General features: G+C 69.7%; 16 protein-coding genes and 1 pseudogene. 10 read left to right on the top strand and 7 right to left on the bottom strand.

The window, feature by feature from the left end; translation table 11 throughout:
• Positions 1-79: 79 nt before the first annotated feature.
• A complete protein-coding gene (locus ACFYWG_RS32835; RefSeq protein WP_383509557.1) occupies positions 80-1,273 on the top strand; it encodes an RtcB family protein in 1,194 nt (397 codons plus the stop codon).
• Between the two features lie 6 nt (positions 1,274-1,279).
• Here the strand turns inward: ACFYWG_RS32835 and ACFYWG_RS32830 are convergent, their stop codons facing one another.
• The 3 genes from ACFYWG_RS32830 to ACFYWG_RS32820 all read right to left on the bottom strand — a co-directional run bounded on the left by ACFYWG_RS32830 (position 1,280) and on the right by ACFYWG_RS32820 (position 3,036).
• Positions 1,280-2,056, bottom strand: coding sequence for an SDR family NAD(P)-dependent oxidoreductase (locus tag ACFYWG_RS32830; RefSeq protein WP_383509553.1), 777 nt, complete (start codon positions 2,054-2,056; stop codon positions 1,280-1,282).
• 179 nt (positions 2,057-2,235) lie between these two features.
• Complete coding sequence (locus ACFYWG_RS32825) at positions 2,236-2,571, bottom strand: YnfA family protein (protein WP_385419635.1); 336 nt, start codon at positions 2,569-2,571, stop codon at positions 2,236-2,238.
• Between the two features lie 57 nt (positions 2,572-2,628).
• A complete protein-coding gene (locus ACFYWG_RS32820; protein WP_385419632.1) occupies positions 2,629-3,036 on the bottom strand; it encodes a winged helix-turn-helix transcriptional regulator in 408 nt (135 codons plus the stop codon).
• A 124-nt stretch (positions 3,037-3,160) separates the two neighbouring features.
• On the opposite strand from ACFYWG_RS32820, the gene ACFYWG_RS32815 reads away from it, so the two are divergent.
• Positions 3,161-4,051 carry an NADP-dependent oxidoreductase gene (locus ACFYWG_RS32815; protein ID WP_389204432.1) on the top strand — a complete coding sequence of 297 codons (891 nt, stop codon included), beginning with the start codon at positions 3,161-3,163 and terminating at the stop codon, positions 4,049-4,051.
• Between the two features lie 70 nt (positions 4,052-4,121).
• On the opposite strand, the gene ACFYWG_RS32810 is transcribed toward ACFYWG_RS32815, so the two are convergent.
• Complete coding sequence (locus ACFYWG_RS32810; RefSeq protein ID WP_389204431.1) at positions 4,122-4,946, bottom strand: DUF6597 domain-containing transcriptional factor; 825 nt, start codon at positions 4,944-4,946, stop codon at positions 4,122-4,124.
• A 62-nt stretch (positions 4,947-5,008) separates the two neighbouring features.
• Between ACFYWG_RS32810 and ACFYWG_RS32805 the strand changes: the two genes are divergently transcribed.
• The 7 genes from ACFYWG_RS32805 (at position 5,009) to ACFYWG_RS32775 (ending at position 15,904) form a co-directional block, all read left to right on the top strand.
• The gene (locus tag ACFYWG_RS32805; protein WP_383509537.1) at positions 5,009-5,614 is read left to right on the top strand and encodes a TIGR03086 family metal-binding protein; all 606 of its coding nucleotides are present in this window, start codon (positions 5,009-5,011) and stop codon (positions 5,612-5,614) included.
• 65 nt (positions 5,615-5,679) lie between these two features.
• Positions 5,680-6,759, top strand: coding sequence for an LLM class flavin-dependent oxidoreductase (locus ACFYWG_RS32800; protein WP_389204430.1), 1,080 nt, complete (start codon positions 5,680-5,682; stop codon positions 6,757-6,759).
• A gap of 95 nt (positions 6,760-6,854) precedes the next feature.
• Positions 6,855-7,583: a response regulator transcription factor gene (locus ACFYWG_RS32795; RefSeq protein WP_389204429.1), complete on the top strand. Its 729-nt coding sequence runs from the start codon at positions 6,855-6,857 to the stop codon at positions 7,581-7,583.
• A complete protein-coding gene (locus ACFYWG_RS32790; protein WP_383509528.1) occupies positions 7,584-8,999 on the top strand; it encodes an ATP-binding protein in 1,416 nt (471 codons plus the stop codon).
• 466 nt (positions 9,000-9,465) lie between these two features.
• Positions 9,466-10,230: a nuclease-related domain-containing protein gene (locus ACFYWG_RS32785; protein ID WP_389204428.1), complete on the top strand. Its 765-nt coding sequence runs from the start codon at positions 9,466-9,468 to the stop codon at positions 10,228-10,230.
• A gap of 207 nt (positions 10,231-10,437) precedes the next feature.
• A complete protein-coding gene (locus tag ACFYWG_RS32780; RefSeq protein ID WP_389204427.1) occupies positions 10,438-14,940 on the top strand; it encodes an AAA domain-containing protein in 4,503 nt (1,500 codons plus the stop codon).
• Between the two features lies 1 nt (position 14,941).
• Positions 14,942-15,904, top strand: coding sequence for a hypothetical protein (locus tag ACFYWG_RS32775; protein ID WP_389204426.1), 963 nt, complete (start codon positions 14,942-14,944; stop codon positions 15,902-15,904).
• Between the two features lie 269 nt (positions 15,905-16,173).
• On the opposite strand, the gene ACFYWG_RS32770 is transcribed toward ACFYWG_RS32775, so the two are convergent.
• Entirely contained in the window at positions 16,174-16,578 is a 405-nt protein-coding gene (locus ACFYWG_RS32770; RefSeq protein WP_389204425.1) for a hypothetical protein, read from the bottom strand.
• Positions 16,575-16,703 (bottom strand): hypothetical protein, encoded by a 129-nt coding sequence (locus ACFYWG_RS32765; RefSeq protein ID WP_389204424.1) that lies wholly within the window; start codon positions 16,701-16,703, stop codon positions 16,575-16,577. The genes ACFYWG_RS32770 and ACFYWG_RS32765 overlap by 4 nt, the downstream gene beginning before the upstream one ends.
• An 892-nt stretch (positions 16,704-17,595) precedes the next feature.
• Between ACFYWG_RS32765 and ACFYWG_RS32760 the strand changes: the two are divergent.
• Positions 17,596-17,823: pseudogene (locus ACFYWG_RS32760) on the top strand (hypothetical protein); the annotation flags it as partial.
• A 31-nt stretch (positions 17,824-17,854) separates the two neighbouring features.
• On the opposite strand, the gene ACFYWG_RS32755 reads toward ACFYWG_RS32760, so the two are convergent.
• The gene (locus tag ACFYWG_RS32755; protein WP_003974483.1) at positions 17,855-18,292 is read right to left on the bottom strand and encodes a hypothetical protein; all 438 of its coding nucleotides are present in this window, start codon (positions 18,290-18,292) and stop codon (positions 17,855-17,857) included.
• Positions 18,293-18,427: the final 135 nt, after the last annotated feature.

The raw sequence follows: 18,427 nt of genomic DNA, 5'->3' as shown, positions 1-18,427 counted from the left end.
CCGATTTCCCTTTCGTCGACCTTGGCTCCGGTATTTGCGCTGTAGGACTTCTGTTGGTTTACGGGGGATTGGGGACGATATGTCGTACGTGGAGATGCCGGGGGCGAAGGTGCCGATCCGGATGTGGACCGACCCGGCCACGGTCGAGGACTCGGCGCTCCAGCAGCTCCGCAACGTCGCGACGCTGCCGTGGATCAAGGGCCTGGCCGTCATGCCGGACGTGCACTACGGCAAGGGCGCGACGGTCGGTTCGGTCATCGCCATGCAGGGCGCGGTGTGCCCGGCGGCGGTCGGTGTGGACATCGGCTGCGGCATGTCGGCGGTGCGGACGTCCCTGACGGCCGATGACCTCCCGGACGACCTGTCGCGGCTGCGCTCGAAGATCGAGCAGGCCATCCCGGTGGGCCGGGGAATGCACGACGACCCGGTCGACCCGGGCCGCTTCCACGGCATGGCCACCGGCGGCTGGGACGACTTCTGGGGCCGGTTCGAGGGGGTGGCGGAAGCGGTCAAGTTCCGTCATGAGCGCGCCGGAAAGCAGATGGGAACGCTCGGAAGCGGAAACCACTTTGTTGAGGTATGCACGGATACGACCGGTTCCGTCTGGCTGATGCTGCACTCCGGTTCCCGGAACATCGGCAAGGAACTGGCCGAGCACCACATCGGCGTGGCCCGGGGCCTCCCGCACAACCAGGGCCTGGTCGACCGCGACCTCGCCGTCTTCGTCGCGGACACCCCGCAGATGGCGGCGTACCGCAACGACCTGTTCTGGGCGCAGGAGTACGCGAAGTACAACCGCTCGATCATGATGGCGCTCCTGAAGGACGTGGTCCGCACGGAGTTCAGGAAGGCGAAGCCCGTCTTCGAGCCGGAGATCAGCGCGCACCACAACTACGTGGCCGAGGAGCGCTACGACGGGATGGACCTGCTCGTGACCCGCAAGGGCGCGATCCGGGCCGGCTCCGGCGAGTACGGGATCATCCCGGGCTCCATGGGCACGGGTTCGTACATCGTGAAGGGCCTCGGCAACGCGAAGTCCTTCAACTCCGCTTCGCACGGCGCGGGTCGGCGCATGAGCCGGACGGCGGCCAAGCGCCGGTTCACGACGAAGGACCTGGAGCAGCAGACCCGGGGCGTGGAGTGCCGCAAGGACTCCGGAGTCGTCGACGAGATCCCCGGCGCCTACAAGCCGATCGAGCGGGTCATCGACCAGCAGCGGGACCTGGTCGAGGTCGTGGCCAAGCTCAAGCAGGTCGTCTGCGTGAAGGGCTGACCGGCCCTACGCCTCCCGGTGCACCTTGGTGTTGGAGGCCTGGGCGCGGGGGCGGAGGACCAGGAGGTCGACGTTGACGTGGGCGGGGCGGGTGACCGCCCAGGTGATCGTCTCGGCCACGTCGTCGGCGGTGAGGGGCTCGGCCACGCCCTGGTAGACCTTGTCCGCCTTCTCCTTGTCGCCGCCGAAGCGGGTCAGGGCGAACTCCTCCGTCCTGACCATGCCGGGGGCGATCTCGATGACGCGGACCGGCTGGCCGACGATCTCCAGACGCAGGGTCTCGGCCAGGACGTGCGCGCCGTGCTTGGCGGCGACGTAGCCCCCGCCGCCCTCGTAGGTGCCGTGGCCGGCGGTGGAGGAGACGACCACGACCGTGCCGTCGCCGCTCTCGACCAGCTTGGGCAGCAGTGCCTGGGTGAGGTTGAGGGTGCCGATGACGTTGGTCTCGTACATCCGGCGCCAGTCGGCCGGGTCGCCGGTGGCGACCGGGTCGGCGCCGAGCGCTCCGCCCGCGTTGTTGACCAGGACGCCGATCGTCCTGAAGGCGGTGGCGAACTCGTCCACGGCGGCGCGGTCGGTGACGTCGAGGGGGTAGGCCGTGGCCTGGTGTCCCGCCTTGCCGATCTCCTCGGCCAGGGCCTCGATGCGGTCCTTGCGGCGCGCGGTCAGGACGACGCGGTAGCCCGCGGCGGCGAGCTGCCGGGCCGTGGCGGCGCCGATGCCGCTGCTCGCACCCGTGACGACGGCGATGCGGGAGGCGGCGGACGGGGCGGCGGTGGCCATGGGTGCTCCTCGGGCGGGGTGCGGCGGGTGACGAGGTCCGGCGGACGGGCGGACCTGGGGCCAGGATAGGCGGGGCCCCCGGCGGGGAGCGCGGGTGATCGAGGGGTGGGCGGGCCCGGCCGGGAGCCCGGGCGTCTGCGGGCTCCGGGGCGTTCGCCTCCGGGTCGGTTGCCTGCGGGTCAGCCGCCCCGGGGGGCGTACATGATGAGGGCCATGCCGGCCAGGCAGACCAGCGCGCCCGTGATGTCCCAGCGGTCCGGGCGGTAGCCGTCCGCGACGACGCCCCACAGGATCGAGCCGGCGACGAAGATGCCGCCGTACGCGGCGAGGACGCGGCCGAAGGGGGCGTCGGGCTGGAACGTCGCGACGAAACCGTAGGCGCCGAGGGCGAGGACGCCGCCGGCCGCCCAGAGCCAGCCCCTGTGTTCGCGTACGCCCTGCCAGACGAGCCAGGCGCCGCCGATCTCCAGGAGGGCCGCGAGGACGAACAGGGCGGCGGAGCGGAGCACGGACATGGCGGTCAGCTTCGCACGGCCGGCCTCGCCGGCCGGCGGACGTCGCGGGTTCGGCGGTCAGTCGCCGGGGTTCTCGGCGTCGTAGCGCTCGCGGGCCGTCCTGACCTCGTCGAAGTGGTTCTCCGCCCAGTCCTTCACCGCGGTCAGCAGCAGGGCCAGGTTCTGGCCGAGCGGCGTGAGTTCGTAGTCGACGCGGACCGGGACGGACGGGGTGACGGTACGGGTGAGGATGCCGTCGCGCTCCAGCGAGCGCAGTGTCTGCGTGAGCATCTTGGGGCTGACGCCGGCGATCCTGCGGCCGAGGTCGCTGTAGCGCAGGGGGCCCGGGGCGAGGGCGGAGACGACGAGGCTGACCCACTTGTCGCTGATGCGGTCCAGGAGCTGGTTGGTCGGGCAGCTCCGGAGGAAGGCGTCGTACTCGACGCGGGCCTGCTCGCGCCGCTGGGCCGCCGACATGGTCGCCATGGCTCACCTCCGAGGTAGGTACGCACTCCCAGGTAACTACTTACCGAGGGATAGTAACTCTTCCTAGGGTTGCGGTCAGTGATCGGGAGGGATCCCGGATACCGACAAGCCAAGGGGAGTCGCTGTGCGTGCAGTTGTGGTGAACTCGTCCGGTGGGCCGGAGGCCGTGGAGGTCGTGGAGACCGCGGTGCCCGAGCCCGGTGCGCGGCAGGTGCGGATCAAGGTCGCGGCGGCCGCGCTGAACCCCGTGGACGCGGGGGTGCGGGCCGGGGTGTTCGGGGGCGCCGGCGAGCGGATCGGGCTCGGCTGGGACGTCGCCGGGACGGTGGACGCGGTGGGCACGGACGGTGCGTGGAGTGTCGGGGACGAGGTGGTGGCCCTCCACTACGGCACGGTCAAGCCGCTGGGCACCCACGCCGAGTACGTCGTGGTCGACGCGGACGCGGTGGCCCTGGCGCCCTCCTCGGTGGACGCGGTCCACGCGGCGACCCTGCCGCTGAACGCGCTGACCGCCGCGCAGGCCCTGGATCTGCTGGAGCCGGCCCCGGACCGGTCGCTGCTGGTGACGGGAGCGGCGGGCGCGGTCGGCGGGTACGCGGTCCGGCTGGCCGCGCACCGCGGAGTGCCGGTCACCGGGCTGGCGCGGCGGAGCGACGAGGCGTTCGTGCGGTCCCTCGGGGCCGTGCGCTTCCTCGACGGCGACGCGGAGGACGGCGGGTTCGACGCGGTGCTGGACGCCGCCGTGCTGGGTGAGCCGGCCCTGGCCCGGGTGCGCGACGGGGGGCGTTACGTCGGTGTCATCCCGCAGGCCGAGCCCGCCCCGGTGCGGGGAGTGCGGACCGGGGCGGTGGAGGTGAGCGCCGACGGGGCGCGGCTGGCGGAGCTGGTGCGGCTGGTGGACGAGGGTGTGCTGACCACGCGCGTGGCGGAGACCTACGCCCTGGAGGACGCCGCCAAGGCGCACGCCCGGCTGGACGGGGGCGGCGTACGGGGCCGCCTGGTGCTCGTGCCCTGACCCCTGGCGTGCGCGCGCCCGGCCCTGGTGAACCGGTGTGCCGGTGCGGGCTCGCCGGGCCGCCGCGGCCTCAGCGCGCGCCCCGCACCTCGGCCGCGTACACCGTCGGCGGTACGCCCACCGTCGCCGTGAAGTCCCGTACGAGGTGGGCCTGGTCGGCGTAGCCGAGGTCGGCGGCGAGGGCCGCCCAGTCGATGTCGGTGCGGGTGCCGGCCTGTTCCAGGGCCTCGTGGAAGCGGTAGCGGAGGACGACCCACTTGGGGCTGACCCCCACGTACGCCGAGAAGAGCCGTTGCAGGGCCCGTACCGACAGGCCCCGGTCGCGGGCGAGGTCGCCGACCCGGCGCAGGGTGCGGTCGGCGCGGATCCGCCGGACCAGGTCGACCGCCAGGTCGGCCTGCGCGTCCGGGGCGCACGGCCGGGACAGCAGGAAGTCGTCCAGGGCGGCCACCCGGGCGCGGTCCCCGCCGGCGGTGGCGATCCGCCGGGCGGTGTCGCCGGTGGCCTCGGGGAGCACCTCGTGGGCGGGCAGCGCGCGGCCGGTCCAGCGGGAGACGGGGTGGCCGGGGGCGTGCGGCCGGAACCCGCCGGGACGGAACTTGACCCCGCAGACGCGGCCCGGCCCGCTCAGCTTCCTGGTGTACAGGCCGAGGGCGACGCCGGTGACCTCGGCGTACGGGGGGCCGTCCTCCTCGTCCCACTGGAAGGTGAGGTTGACGGAGGGGTGCGGGACGATGTGGGAGGCGTAGGGGGCGGGCAGGTCCCAGTCGATGAGCCAGTACCACTCGACGTACCGCCGCAGCGGGGGAGCGGGCTCGTGGCGGCGGAATCGCACGCGGTCCAGCAGGCCGGGCGGATCGACGATCCCCCGGGTGTCGTCGCGGGGTGCCTCCATGGCCGGATCGTACGTCGCGTTTGTTCAAGAGGGGCGGACCCGGGCCTGGCTACGGTCGGGGCATGGAGACGAACGCGAGTCGGACGCAGGGGATCGGTGAGCTGCTGGGGCTGGCCCGGGAGCGGGCGGTGCCGGTGGTGCGGGGCATCGAGGACTCGGCGCTGGGGGCTGCGACGCCGTGCGCCGAGTACGACGTGCGGGGGCTGGTGAACCACCTGTTCCAGGTGGTCGTGCAGTTCCAGCGGCTGGCCGCGAAGCAGGAGGCGGACTTCGGTACGGCGGCCGACGTGGTGGCCGAGGGGCCCGACTGGCGGGAGCGGCTGGTGCGGGAGGCGGACCGGCTGGTGGCGGCCTGGTCCGCGCCCGGGGCCGAGGAGGGGACGACCGGGGCGATGGGCATGCCGGCGCGGCTGGTGGGCTCGATGGCCCTGCTGGACCTGACCGTGCACGCCTGGGACCTGGCGCGGGCGACGGGCCAGGAATACCCGGGGGCCGACGGCGCGGTCGTGGCGGAGCTGTCCGGCGCGGTGGCGGAACTGGCGCCGACGGGCCGGAGGATGGGGGTGTTCGGGGAGCCGGTGCCGGTGCCGGAGGGCGCGTCGGCCTTCGAGCGGCTGCTCGCGCAGACGGGCAGGGCCCCGGCCGGGGAACCGGTGCGCGGGGAATAGGCCCCGGTGGGTGGCCGTTCACCAGGTTATAGTTGAACCGTAAACAACCTGGAGGGTGAGCGACCATGCAGTTCGGGATCTTCAGCGTCGGCGACGTCACGCCCGACCCGACGACCGGCCGGACGCCGACCGAGCGCGAGCGGATCAAGGCCATGGTCGCGATCGCGCTGAAGGCCGAGGAGGCCGGGCTCGACGTCTTCGCGACCGGCGAGCACCACAACCCGCCGTTCGTGCCGTCCTCGCCCACCACCATGCTCGGCTACATCGCCGCCCGCACCGAGCGGCTGGTCCTGTCCACGGCCACCACCCTCATCACCACCAACGACCCGGTGAAGATCGCCGAGGACTTCGCGATGCTCCAGCACCTGGCCGACGGCCGGGTCGACCTCATGCTGGGCCGCGGCAACACCGCCCCGGTCTACCCCTGGTTCGGCCAGGACATACGCCAGGGCATCCCGCTCGCGCTGGAGAACTACGCCCTGCTGCACCGGCTGTGGCGGGAGGAGGACGTCGACTGGGAGGGCAGGTTCCGCACGCCCCTGCAGGGCTTCACCGCGACGCCGCGCCCGCTGGACGGCGTGGCCCCCTTCGTCTGGCACGGCTCGATCCGCTCGCCCGAGATCGCCGAGCAGGCCGCGTACTACGGCGACGGCTTCTTCCACAACAACATCTTCTGGCCGGCCGACCACACCCGGCGCATGGTCGAGCTGTACCGGGAGCGCTGGGCGCACTACGGGCACGGCACCCCCGAGCAGGCGATCGTCGGCCTCGGCGGGCACGTGTTCATGCGGAAGAACTCGCAGGACGCGGTGCGCGAGTTCCGCCCCTACTTCGACGTCGCGCCGGTGTACGGGCACGGGCCCTCGCTGGAGGACTTCCAGGACCAGACGCCGCTGACGGTGGGCTCCCCGCAGCAGGTGATCGAGAAGACCCTGGCCTTCCGCGACTACGCCGGGGACTACCAGCGCCAGCTGTTCCTCGTCGACCACGCCGGACTGCCGCTGAAGACGGTGCTGGAGCAGATCGACATCCTCGGCGAGGAGGTCGTGCCGGTGCTGCGCAAGGAGTTCGCCGTGGACCGCCCGGCGGACGTCCCGGACGCCCCGACGCACGCCTCCCGGCTGGCCGCCGGCTCCCGCGGCTGAACGGGCGGCGGTCCCCGGTGAGAGGGCAGTAAGAAGGACCCTCCGGCCCGCTGCCCGCCGTCCCGGGGACCGTGCGGCTTGGCACACTGGACCGCGTGTCCCACACCGTGCTGCTCGCCGAAGACGACCGCGCCATCCGCAACGCCCTGGAGCGCGCCCTGACCCTGGAGGGGTACCGGGTCGTGGCGGTCGCCGACGGCGTCGAGGCGCTGGCGCAGGCCCACCGCAACCGCCCCGACGTCCTCGTCCTGGACGTGATGATGCCCGGCATCGACGGGCTGCAGGTGTGCCGGGTGCTGCGCGCCGAGGGCGACCGCACGCCGGTGCTGATGCTGACCGCCCTCGTGGAGACCGCGGACCGCATCGCCGGTCTCGACGCGGGCGCCGACGACTACGTGGTCAAGCCCTTCGACGTCGAGGAGGTCTTCGCCCGGCTGCGCGCCCTGCTGCGCCGCACCAGCCCGGTGGAGGCGGCCGGGGGCGGCGCGGCCCCGCCCGCCGAGGCGCCCCGGCCGGAGCCCGACCGGTTCCTCGAGGCGGCCGGCCTCCGCATGGACCCGCAGGCGCGCCGGGCCTGGCGCGGCACCCGCGAACTGGAGCTCACCCGCACCGAGTTCGAGCTGCTGGAACTGCTGGTGCGCAACGCGGACATCGTCCTCGACCACTCCACGATCTACGACCGCATCTGGGGCTACGACTTCGGCCCCGGCTCCAAGAACCTCGCCGTCTACGTCGGCTACCTGCGCCGCAAGCTCGACGAGCCGGACGCGCCGCAACTGATCCACACGGTGCGGGGTGTGGGTTACGTGCTGCGGGAGGACTGAGTGGGCCGCCTCGGCAGGCTGGTCGCCGCACGCCGGCCGAAACTGGTCTCGCTGCGCACCACCCTGGCCGTGTCGTTCGCGGTGGTGACGGCGGCCGTCACGATCCTGGTCGGCATCCTGTCCTACAGCGCGGCGGCCCGGCTGGTGCGGGTGGACCAGCAGACGGTGTTCGACGAGGTCGTGCAGGACCTGCGCGACGAGGTGCGCCAGAACCGCATGGCCCCCGCCGACTTCTCCTCCGCCGCGCCCGGGCACGACCTGGTGCGGCCCGCCCGCACGGACGTGCAGGTGCTCGGCCCGGACGGGCGCGTCGTGGACCGGGGCAGCCCGGGCCTGCCGGTCACCGGCACCGATGTGCGGATCGCGGGGGCGCGGGACTCCGGGCAGGTCGCCCAGCACCGGGACGTCGACGTCGGCGACGACGTCTACCGCGTCGCGACCGTCTCGCTCGGCGGCGGGCGGGGCGCGGTGCAGATCGCGCAGGAGTTCAGCGACGTCGAGGACCTGCTGCGGGTGCTCCAGCAGCGGACCCTGCTGCTGGTGGCCGCCGTCGTGGTCGGCGCCGGGCTGTTCGGCTGGTGGCTGGCCCGGCGCATCACCCGCCGGCTGGTCGTGCTGACCGACGCCGCCGAGGACGTCGCCCGCACCCGCCGCCTGGGCGTCCAGGTGCCCGTGGCCGGGAACGACGAGGTGGGCCGGCTGGGCCGGGCCTTCGACCGCATGCTGGGCCGGCTCGCCCAGTCGGAGGAGGACCAGCGCCGCCTGGTGCAGGACGCGGGCCACGAACTGCGCACGCCGCTGACGTCGCTGCGCACGAACATCTCCCTGCTGCGCCGGATCGACGAACTGCCGCCGCAGGCCCGCGAGGAACTCGTGGCCGATCTGGGCCAGGAGGCCCGCGAGCTGACCGACCTGGTCAACGAGCTGGTCGACCTGGCCGCCGGGCAGTCCGACACCGAGCCGCCCCGGCGCGTGGACGTCGCCGGCATCGCGGAGGAGGTGGCCGGGCACGCCCGGCGCCGCAGCGGCCGGGAGATCGCGTTGCGGGTGAGCGGCGACACGAGCACCGACGGGCGCCCCGGCATGCTGACCCGGGCGCTGTCCAACCTGGTGGAGAACGCCCTGAAGTTCGACCAGGGCGGCAGGCACCCGGTCGAGATCGTCGTCTCCGGGCCGGCCCGGCCCGGCACGATCCGCGTCGAGGTCCTGGACCGCGGCCCCGGCATCGCCGACCGGGACCTCGACCGGGTCTTCGACCGCTTCTACCGGGCCGCCGACGCCCGTTCCCTGCCGGGCTCGGGGCTGGGCCTGTCCATCGTGCGCGAGGTGGCGCTCGCCCACGGCGGCGCGCCGTTCGCGTACGGCCGGGAAGGGGGCGGGACGGTGATCGGCTTCACCGTGGGCGGCGGCGCCTGACCGGCCCGCCCGGCGACCGGACGGCCGCAGGCGCGTGGCCCCGGGGGGACCGACAGCGCCCGGCGCTCCCGCGGAAGCGTCGGCTCAGGGCCACACCAGGCAGTACGGCTGGTGCCCCGCCTCGTGCAGCCGGTGCGAGAAGTCCTGCCACTCGTGGAGCGAGTGGGAGGGGGGCGGTGCTGACCTGGGGCTTCTTGGTCATATGTGCGTTGCCTGCGGGAACTCCTCTCGGTAGTTCTCACGGATCAACGCCACTTCCCGGGCTCATGTGCCCGGGATGTGCCCTGTCCTGGCTGCCGAGTGGGCTGGGAAGCGCACGCCTGCCCGGCGCATACATGAGGGCGTCTTGCTCACTGCTTCTGACCCTGGTCACATGGTCATTGGTCTTGGTGGGATGCGAAACGGGGGACGCGTGAGCGGATTACGGGTCTCTGTGTGGAAGCGTTATGGACATGACCGTCTCTACGTGAATCAGCCGGACGGCACGAAGGTCGCCTGGCTCGACCGCCGCACGGGGTCTCTGGAGCTTCTGGTCGAGGAGCAGCGGGACGCGGTACTCGACGCCCTTGCTCCCTACCTTGCTACTTCTTCTTTGCCGGTAGTGCACAAGGCACTGCGCTCTGGAAACGACCTTGCGGGCAACCGCCCAGGAGACGCGCTGCAGACGAAGGTGGACGAACTGGCACCCGGCTTCTGGCGGTGGGTGTTGGCCAGGATGTCCGGTAGGCGTCTGGAGGTGGACAGCTGGCGCACCGGACTGGCCGGTGAGCGCCGGGTGGGGGTGGAGTTGGAGAGGCTGGCGTGGCGAGGCTGGCGAGTACTGCATTCCATACCCCTGGCAGGCGATGCCGACATCGACCACGTCCTGATCGGTCCGGGCGGAGCCTTTTGTGTCAACACGAAGTGCCACCGCGGTGCGCGTGTGTGGGTGGGCGACGACTCGGTTCGGATAGGCGGCCAGTCGTACCCCTACGTGCGGAAGAGTCGAGCCGAGGCGCGTCGGGCATCGAGCGCGCTGACGCGTGCGTGTGGCTTTTCCGTCGAGGTTCAGCCGGTGCTTGCCTTCGTTGCGGTGGCAGAGCTGCAGGTCGTGCCGTCGCTTCGCGACGTGCGTGTCCTTCAGGAGCGCGACATCGCGACGTTCAAGCGCCTCAAGGCTGGCTGGGGACCGGACAAGGTCGAGTTGGTGTACATGGCGGCACGTGATCGCCGCACGTGGGTTCGCCCCTGAACGGTTGGCTGGGTTACAGCCAATTATTGCGGAATGTGGCTGGTTTACGTCATTACTCGCCGGTCCCTGTTGAAGGCCGCGCTTCTCTCCCACATCCTGGAAGGCTTTCCGTTGAGCCATGATCTGGGGGGATAGGTGTCTCTTCACTCTGCACTCCGTGCGAACCATCCGGAGGCGGTCCACCGCACGCGCCAACTTATCGAATACATGCGCGAATTCGTTCGCGGGTCGTACAAGCCGGTGCGGGATTGGCAGAAATACCCGGAGGTCCTCTGGCTTTCCGACCTTCCGGACGACAGGCTCCGGCGGAACCCGGATGGCGACCGGACGCTGCTTAAGGTGGCGCACCGCCCGTCCCGACCGGCTCCTATCCTGCCCGAGGTGCTGGTGGGATGGGTCGATCCCGAAGCCGCCGCCACCGCATCGCCCGAAGTGCCACCGCTGGCCGAATCGGGACCGGGGCAGGGTTGGCAAGAAGACGACAACGGAGACCTGTTCGAAGTTTCCGAGATTCGTCGGGAGGAAGCGCACGATGTGCTACGCGCCTACACACGGTGGCTCGACGCGTGGCGCAAGTGGTCGGAGAAAGAGCGCATCGACCGTCCTTATAGGGAACTCCATCAGCAGCTGTACCGAATGGCGACCAGGATTCAGCAGGACGGCGAGGAATACGAGGCGGTACTGGGCGCCGGATTGCTGACCGTCGGAGCCGCACGTCCGTCGGCGCGCATCGCCCGGCACATTTTGACGGCGCCGCTGATACTCACCGTGAATCCCACGAACATGTCCATCACCGTCGCCCTCGCCCCCGGCGACCCGGCGCGGATGGAGGACAGCGAGTTTCTCGACGCGGACGCGGGCTACAGCACCCGTCTGCTGAGCCCGCTGCGGGACCGTGTCGATACGGAAGGATTCCATCCGCTGTCCCGTGACTCCCAGGACGTGCTCGGCGACTGGTCGGAGAGGGCGTTCGGCACCGATCGCGCGGTGGCGTTCCACCGTGGCTGGGGCCGCCCATCCGCAGACCTCGCGCTGCCGGTGCCCACACTTGGGTTCGCGCCGGCGATCATTCTCCGCCAGAGGGGCCAGGGTGCCCTCGTGAACTTCTACGACGGCATCGCGAACCGCCTCGCTCAGCCCGGTGCCATCGCTCCGCTGGGCTTGGCTCAGCTGCTGTACCAGCTGGAAGCGGAGGACCGCAGGGTGTGGGGTACGGCGGCGGGGAGCCGTTACGTGCCGCCCGCCCTTGGCCCTGACCCGCTGTTTCCGCTGCTGTCGAACGAAGCCCAGCGGGAGGTGATGAGGCGCCTACAGACCGATACTGGCGTTGTCGTTCAGGGGCCGCCCGGCACGGGAAAGACGCACACCATCGCCAACCTCGTGTGCGCCTTGCTGGCAGACGGCAAGCGGGTGCTCGTGACGAGTGAGAAGGGCCAAGCGCTGAAGGTCCTGCGGCAGCAACTGCCGCCCGAGCTGCGCAACCTGTGCGTCCTCCAGGGCGACAGGCGCCAGGACGGCAGCGACGACCTGGAACAGTCCGTGCGCGCTCTTTCCCAGCTCAGTGCCACCCAGTCGACGGAGCGTCTCGACGTAAGGATCAAGAGCCATGAGGCGCTGCGCTCGGAACTGTCGGACACCTGCGCACGCCTCCGTAACGAACTGCGCGCCATCCGTGAGGCGGAGTGGTACAAACACCTCGAGGTGGCGCCCGGATACAAGGGGCGGCTCGCGGAGATCGTGGAGACCGTAGCTGCCGGTGCACCGAAGTACGACTGGATGCCCGCCCTGCCCGCCTCGGCACCGCGAGAACCTTCGCTGAGCCAGGACGAGGCCCAGCGCCTGCTGGGTCTGGTGTCCCGGCACGGGGCCGGAGTACTGGGCGAGCATGCCGCCCGCTGCCCGGACCCCGCAGATTTCATCGCACCCGTGCTGTTCGAAGAAGCGGTCAACGGCCTGAACGCTGCTGTACGTGTCTGTGCTGCGGCGGCGTCCGACACACTTGCCCTCGAACTCGCAGACCGCGGAGATGAGCTGATCGCGACACTGATCGGTCTGCTGGACGCAGCGGAACACGCGCTGCAGAGCGAGGGACTGCCGGGTGACCCTGCCGCCTGGCCGCCCGAGGAGTGGACCACGCGCGCCTTGCAGGACGGAATGGCAGGCCGGCGGCAGCAGCTGTGGGAGGGAGTGCGGCAGGCGTCCGCTCGTGCCGAGGACGTGCAAAGCGTGCTTCAGCACATGCTCTTCGCCGTGCTCGACGTACCCGACGTAGCGCTTGCCGAGGAATCACGTCTCATCGCCGCCGGGAAGGATCTCGAACAGTACTTGCGTGCAGGTGGCAAGCTGCGCAAGTTCGCCCCGAGGCCGGTCCAGAAGGAGGCCCAAGCCCTTCTGCGGGACTGCCGGGTGGATGGGAGGCTGCCCAGCACACCGGACGAGATCTCCGCGTTGGTGGCTCATCTGGCGGCACGACAGTGCGTTCGGCAGCTGAACGAGCGCTGGAAGAGCGTCGACGCGCCCGAGGCCGAAGGCTCCACGCAGGTGGCTCTGTCGGAGCTGCTGGACCGGGTGCCGACGCTCCGCGCGGTGGACGGGTTCACCCAATCCGTGCGTACGCTGCACGAAGTCCTACTTAAGGCCCGGATCAAGGCCACGGTGCGGACGGCACAACAGTGGGACGACGTGCGTACGTCGGCGAACGGTGCGGAACGGCTGCTCCGTGCCCGTGAGGCGGAGGAGAGGCTGCGGTCCATCTCCGAGCAGCTGCCGCGACCCGATGCCCGCGGAGTGGCCGAACTGGCAGAGGTACATCGGGCTGTCACCGACCGTGATCCGCAGGCGTACACGTCCGCCATCGATTCGCTGACCGAGGCATTCCACCGTGAGGCTGATCGCCGGGAGGCCCGCAAACTCCTGGATCGCCTGTCCGAGGACCACCCCGAACTGGCACGGCGCTTCGCCGAGTCCCCGATCGAAGCGGCATGGGAGACCCGCCTTGTAGACCTGGATGGGGCCTGGGCATGGCGGCGAGCGCGTACCTTTCAGGACACGATGCTGACACCTGGCAGGGAAGCCAAGCTAGAAGGCGAATTGGAGTCAATCGAAACGCAGTTGAGGAGAACGGTGACTCAACTAGCGGCCGACCGAGCGCTGTATCACTGCCTGGACCGGATGACGGCCGGACAGAAACAGGCGCTGAGTGCCTACGCGTCGGCCACGGCGAACGCAGGCAAGGGAATGACGGCACTCGGCAAGCGGCACCTGAAGGCCGCCCGTTCCGCGATGCGTGACGCGCGTGCCGCGGTCCCGGCATGGGTCATGCCGATCAAACAGGTGGCCGAAATGATCGATCCCGAGCCGGACGCCTTCGACGTCGTCATTGTGGATGAGGCGAGCCAGGTCGGTCTGGACGGTCTGATGCTGCTGTGGCTCGCTCCGAGGATCATCGTCGTGGGTGACGACAAGCAGTGTGTCCCGTTTTACACAGGCGGCAAGCATGAGCGGCTCAACGAACTTCTCGACTCACTCCTGCCCCATCTCACCGACTGGCAGCGGGACGGGCTCAGCCCCAAGTCCAACCTCTACGACCTGCTGTCTGCGCGCTTCAGCGAGACGATCAGGCTCACCGAGCACTTCCGGTGCATGCCGGAGATCATCAAGTGGTCCTCCGCCCAGTTCTATCCCGACAACGAACTCGTGCCGCTGCGGCAGTACGGAGCGGACCGACTGCGGCCCCTCGAAGTCGTTCATGTGCATGAAGGTCACTGTGAGGGACGGCGAGAGACCCTGGTCAACAAGCCCGAGGCCGAACGCATCGTCGCCAAGTTGCAGGAACTCGCGGAGGACGAAGCATATGCGAAACGGAGTTTCGGGGTCATCGTGCTCCGTTCCGGACACCAGACAAGGCTCTTGGAGAGTCTTATCGACACGCAGATCGACTCCACGATCCAGGAGCGGCACAACATACGTGTCGGCACGGCCGAACAGTTCCAGGGGGACGAAAGGGACGTCATCCTGCTCTCGCTGGTCGTCGACGCCGACAACACCCGGGCCCTGACCGGCCAGGGTGACGGAAGACGGTTCAACGTGGCTGCCAGCCGGGCCCGCGACCAGATGTGGCTGTTCACCTCCGTCACACCGGACCAGCTGCGCAGTAGGGACCTGCGCCACTCCCTGCTCACCTATATGCAGGCGCCGCCGGAACTTCAGGGCACCTCTCCCGGCCTTTCCGCCGTTTCACCCGATGAGCAGTGCGAGCCGTTCGACTCGCTCTTCGAGCAACGGGTCTTCCGCAGGATCAAGGAACGTGGCTACCACGTCGTCCCTCAGTGGAAAGTCAGCGGCAAACGCATCGATCTCGTCGTCGTTGGAGAGACGGGCCGCCTCGCCGTGGAGTGTGACGGCAGCCCGTATCACTCCACCCCTGACCAGATCCGTGACGACTACGAGCGGGAGCGGGAACTGCGCAGGGCAGGCTGGCAGTTCTGGCGTATACGCAGCAGCGAGTTCGCCCTGTCTCCCGAGGATTCGCTGACCCCGTTGTGGAAGCGCCTTGACGCTCTGGGGATCCGGCCCGGAGTTACCGAGGAGGCCCGGGGCGACTCGGGGAGCATTTGGGCCCCGATCGAGATGGACGATGCCGACCTCACCACCGATGAACTCGACGCCATGCTCGATGAGGATGCGTCCGTCTCTCTCGAGGGGGTCTGATGTGAACGAGATCTTCGACGACAGCACGCTGACGGAGATTGCCCACCTGATCTGCGGGGACGAGACGCCGTTGCTTTACCGGAAGGGGTACGAGATAGCCGCGTTCTTCCAGCGTGCGGGCTGGGACGACGTCCCGGACTACGACGGCACACCGAGGCACAAGTGGACCTTGGATCTCCTCAGGGAGCGACAGGAGGACGGTACGGACGATGCCCAGCGAGCCGTCCTCCGCCTGGTGAATCGCCTTGAGTACTACAACCAGCAGCAGGAGTACCACGCCACGCTGAAGCGGCTCAACGAGATACTAGTGCTCGACGGACGCCGGATCGGCGAGGAAGAAGGCCAGCCGGTCCTTGTCCGCTGCGAAGCCGGTTTCGAGGACGAAGTACGGCGGCAGTTGCCGCGTGTGGAGTTGAAGGTCTCCGTGACGGAGGTGGTGAGCGACCCGGAACTCGCCGCTACCGTCCAACTTCGGCTGGACGAGGCACGCACCTGCTACGAGCACGGCGCCTATACGTCGGCGGTCATCATGCTCGGCAGTCTCCTGGAGGGGGTGCTCGCGCATGCCGCGCAGGTCCGCGCCGCAGGCGTACGCATGCCGAAGCCGTTGCGGAACATGGGGCTGAATGACTTCGTCGACTTCGCGTACGAGAACAAATGGATCGAGCACGATGCCAAACTCGCCTCGGAGCTTGTCCGGCACTACAGGAATCTCGTCCATCCCCTGGCGGAGAAACGGACCGGACACAGCCCGAACCGCGACACGCTCGACATGTGCTGGCCGGTGGTGAATGCCACGTTGAACGATCTCGCGGCGACGGTGGTAGCGCCTCCTGTACCGCCCACTCCGCGTGCGCCCATAGAACGAGGTCGTGGTCGCAATCCCAATGCCTCCGTACAACGCCCAACGCCGGCCTCTGTCGCTCGTCGCCGTCCAGGTGGGGGAACAACGGCAGGCACTTGAACCGCGGGTGCTCGATCCAACGTGGGAGAAACGCGGAGAAAATACTCCCTGATATCGCGTGTGCGATGTTGATGCAGCTGATCCGGGGGTGGACGTCGGGGATGTGGCCTGCAATCCGCTTTGACACATCGGGTCAATACAAGTTCACGGCCCGGAGTCGGGCGAGGTCTCGCAGTAGGTGGAGGGCTGCGGTCCTGCGGCGGCCTGCTACTTGGCGCCGTAGACGTCGATGGCGCCGGTCGAGACGAAGAACATGATCTGCCCGATCTTCATGTCCTCGTGAACGCGCAGTGGTCGGATCGGGGTGAGCATGAGAGTCCACTGGCCGTGAAGCCGATGTCGCCGATGGGGGCGGTGATCTCGACGAACAGGCCGAGGCGTCCGACGGAGGAACGACCCAACAGCAGTGGCACGAAGATGTCGGAGCCGACTTCTGCGAGGGTGTGGCTGAGGTATAGATCGCCTGGCTGGAGGATGTGCCCGTTCGAGCCGATGCTGGTTGCGTTTGCGGGGTCGGGCGGTGTGGGTCCAGGACCGTGCTCGTGTAGGTGATCAGGGTGGGGCCCAGACGCACGTTGTAGCTGTTGGGGCTGACCTGGTCGGTGGCGAACGGGGGTGATGCGGAGGCGGCCGTCGTGAGCGGCAGCGGTGATCTCCGGGCCTGTGAGGATCATTCGCTGTCTCCTTCCGCGGTGTCGGGAGCGGTGAGGACGTGCTGGACGGCCTGGTCCAGGCGCAGGCCGGCCTCGTGTGTGCATCCGCCGAGGTAGGTGTCGGCAAGATAGTCGGTGGTCAGCACGGTGGTGATGGCGTCCGGCAGGGGATATGGGGCCGTGACGAGCGAACCGGACTGGGCGGTCAGATCTGACGGCAGGCCACGGAGGTCGCTGCGTGCCGGCTCAGGTACGAGGGCGTGCACCAGATGGTTGGCGAACGGCTCGATGGAGAGCAGGTCGCCCTAGTGAGTGTGCCGCCGAGCGGGACGGCACGTGAGGCCGTCTCGTTGAGGATGACCGTGTCTGCCCCGAGGCCGTACGCAGGCGGGCGGTGAGCTCCATGAGCAGGCTGCGCCGGTCGAGGGGCTGGTGGCGGTACGCCGGACTGATCGGGCCGAGCCGGGCGGCCACCTGCTGCTTAACGTTTTCGATGAGGGAGCGCAGATCCGCAAGCTCCATGGGAATGCGGCTCGGGGCCCGATTTGGGATGTAGTGCCGGCACCCCATCCCGTGCCTACGGGTGCCGCGATCGCATAGCCGTCGGCGAGCTCCCGACCCTTGGCGACCAGAGTGCGGTCGACTCGGACTGGTCCGTACTGATCGCTGTGGCAGTGCCCGGCGAAGACCACGTCCAGGAACTGACAGGCCGCCGCGAGTTTCCGGTCCTCGTCGAAGCCGGAATGGCTGAGCAGGACCCAGCTGTCCACCTCGTGATGGTCGCGGGCCGACGCTGCTCAGCGAGCTCAGTTAGTAGCACGGTCGCCCTGTCGACGTGAGCGACGCCGACGCGACCCGGGCGCGCGCAAGAGGGCTGCCTGCACCCCGACGCCATCGCCGACCTCGCGGTTCTCTGGATGAGGATCACCGTCAAAAGCTCAAGGTTCTTGACGGGTTCGCGAAACTCAGCACGTGCGCCTGGCTCGAATAGCAGTGGGCCACGGGGGCTGACTGGGCCGAGCGGCTGACCGGCGGGAATCCGAGTACGCCAGCCACTCGGACCCGGTTTTCACGCTGCGGACGTACATGCACCTGCTGCCATCTAGCGAGACCCCCACCCGCAAGGCGATCGGCGACGCTCTCACGGAAGCCGAGGCAGAAGACGGGGACGACCGGCCCGGTAACCAGGGCACATCAGCGCCCCCAGCGAGACCAATATGCCCTGGCCGCCTGACGGTCTCTGTCCGGTACCAAAACGAGGCCTGAAGACCCCGCCCGACCCTCACGAAACCCCAGCTCAGGGCCACACCAGGCAGTACGGCTGGTGCCCCGCCTCGTGCAGCCGGTGCGAGAAGTCCTGCCACTCGTGGAGCAGCTGGTAGACGTTGAACGCGTCGCGGGGGCCGCCGCGGTCCGGGACCGTGGACCAGATGAAGGCCGCCGCCCCCACCGCCTCCTCGCCGATGCCGCGCAGCGGGTCGACCACCGTCATGGGGAGCTTGACCACCGCGTAGTCGGGGTGCAGCACGACCAGCTCCAGCGGCGGGACCTTGTGCAGGGGGACACCCTCGATGCCCGTCAGCACCATCGCGGCCATGGTCTCCGGCTTGATCTTGGTGAACATGCCGTTCATGCCGAGCTCGTCGCCGCCGAGCTCCTCGGGACGCATCGAGATCGGGACACGGGCCGCGGTCGCACCGTCGGGCGCGCCGAAGTACTTGTACGTCACCCCCACCCGACCACCATTCCTGCTCCCCGCCCGAAGATCGTCCGCCTGGCGTTCAGTACGTCCGTCGAGGCGCTCCGGTTCATCGGGACGGCCCTGCGTCCGACGAGTCTCCTGCGTGTCCTCCGCCTCGCGCCGGTGCCT

This window comes from Streptomyces sp. NPDC003456 (genome assembly GCF_042878735.1).
Taxonomy (GTDB): Bacteria; Actinomycetota; Actinomycetes; order Streptomycetales; family Streptomycetaceae; genus Streptomyces.
This window is presented reverse-complemented; position numbering and strand designations above follow the sequence as displayed.

Bases quoted from the DNA above. Each gene is read 5' to 3' on its own strand.
- ACFYWG_RS32820 (WP_385419632.1), bottom strand. From the start codon at position 3,036: ATGGCGACCATGTCGGCGGCCCAGCGGCGCGAGCAGGCCCGCGTCGAG.
- ACFYWG_RS32800 (WP_389204430.1), top strand. From the start codon at position 5,680: ATGCAGTTCGGGATCTTCAGCGTCGGCGACGTCACGCCCGACCCGACG.
- ACFYWG_RS32835 (WP_383509557.1), top strand. From the start codon at position 80: ATGTCGTACGTGGAGATGCCGGGGGCGAAGGTGCCGATCCGGATGTGG.
- ACFYWG_RS32805 (WP_383509537.1), top strand. From the start codon at position 5,009: ATGGAGACGAACGCGAGTCGGACGCAGGGGATCGGTGAGCTGCTGGGG.
- ACFYWG_RS32810 (WP_389204431.1), bottom strand. From the start codon at position 4,946: ATGGAGGCACCCCGCGACGACACCCGGGGGATCGTCGATCCGCCCGGC.
- ACFYWG_RS32780 (WP_389204427.1), top strand. From the start codon at position 10,438: ATGCGCGAATTCGTTCGCGGGTCGTACAAGCCGGTGCGGGATTGGCAG.
- ACFYWG_RS32825 (WP_385419635.1), bottom strand. From the start codon at position 2,571: ATGTCCGTGCTCCGCTCCGCCGCCCTGTTCGTCCTCGCGGCCCTCCTG.
- ACFYWG_RS32830 (WP_383509553.1), bottom strand. From the start codon at position 2,056: ATGGCCACCGCCGCCCCGTCCGCCGCCTCCCGCATCGCCGTCGTCACG.
- ACFYWG_RS32770 (WP_389204425.1), bottom strand. From the start codon at position 16,578: ATGATCCTCACAGGCCCGGAGATCACCGCTGCCGCTCACGACGGCCGC.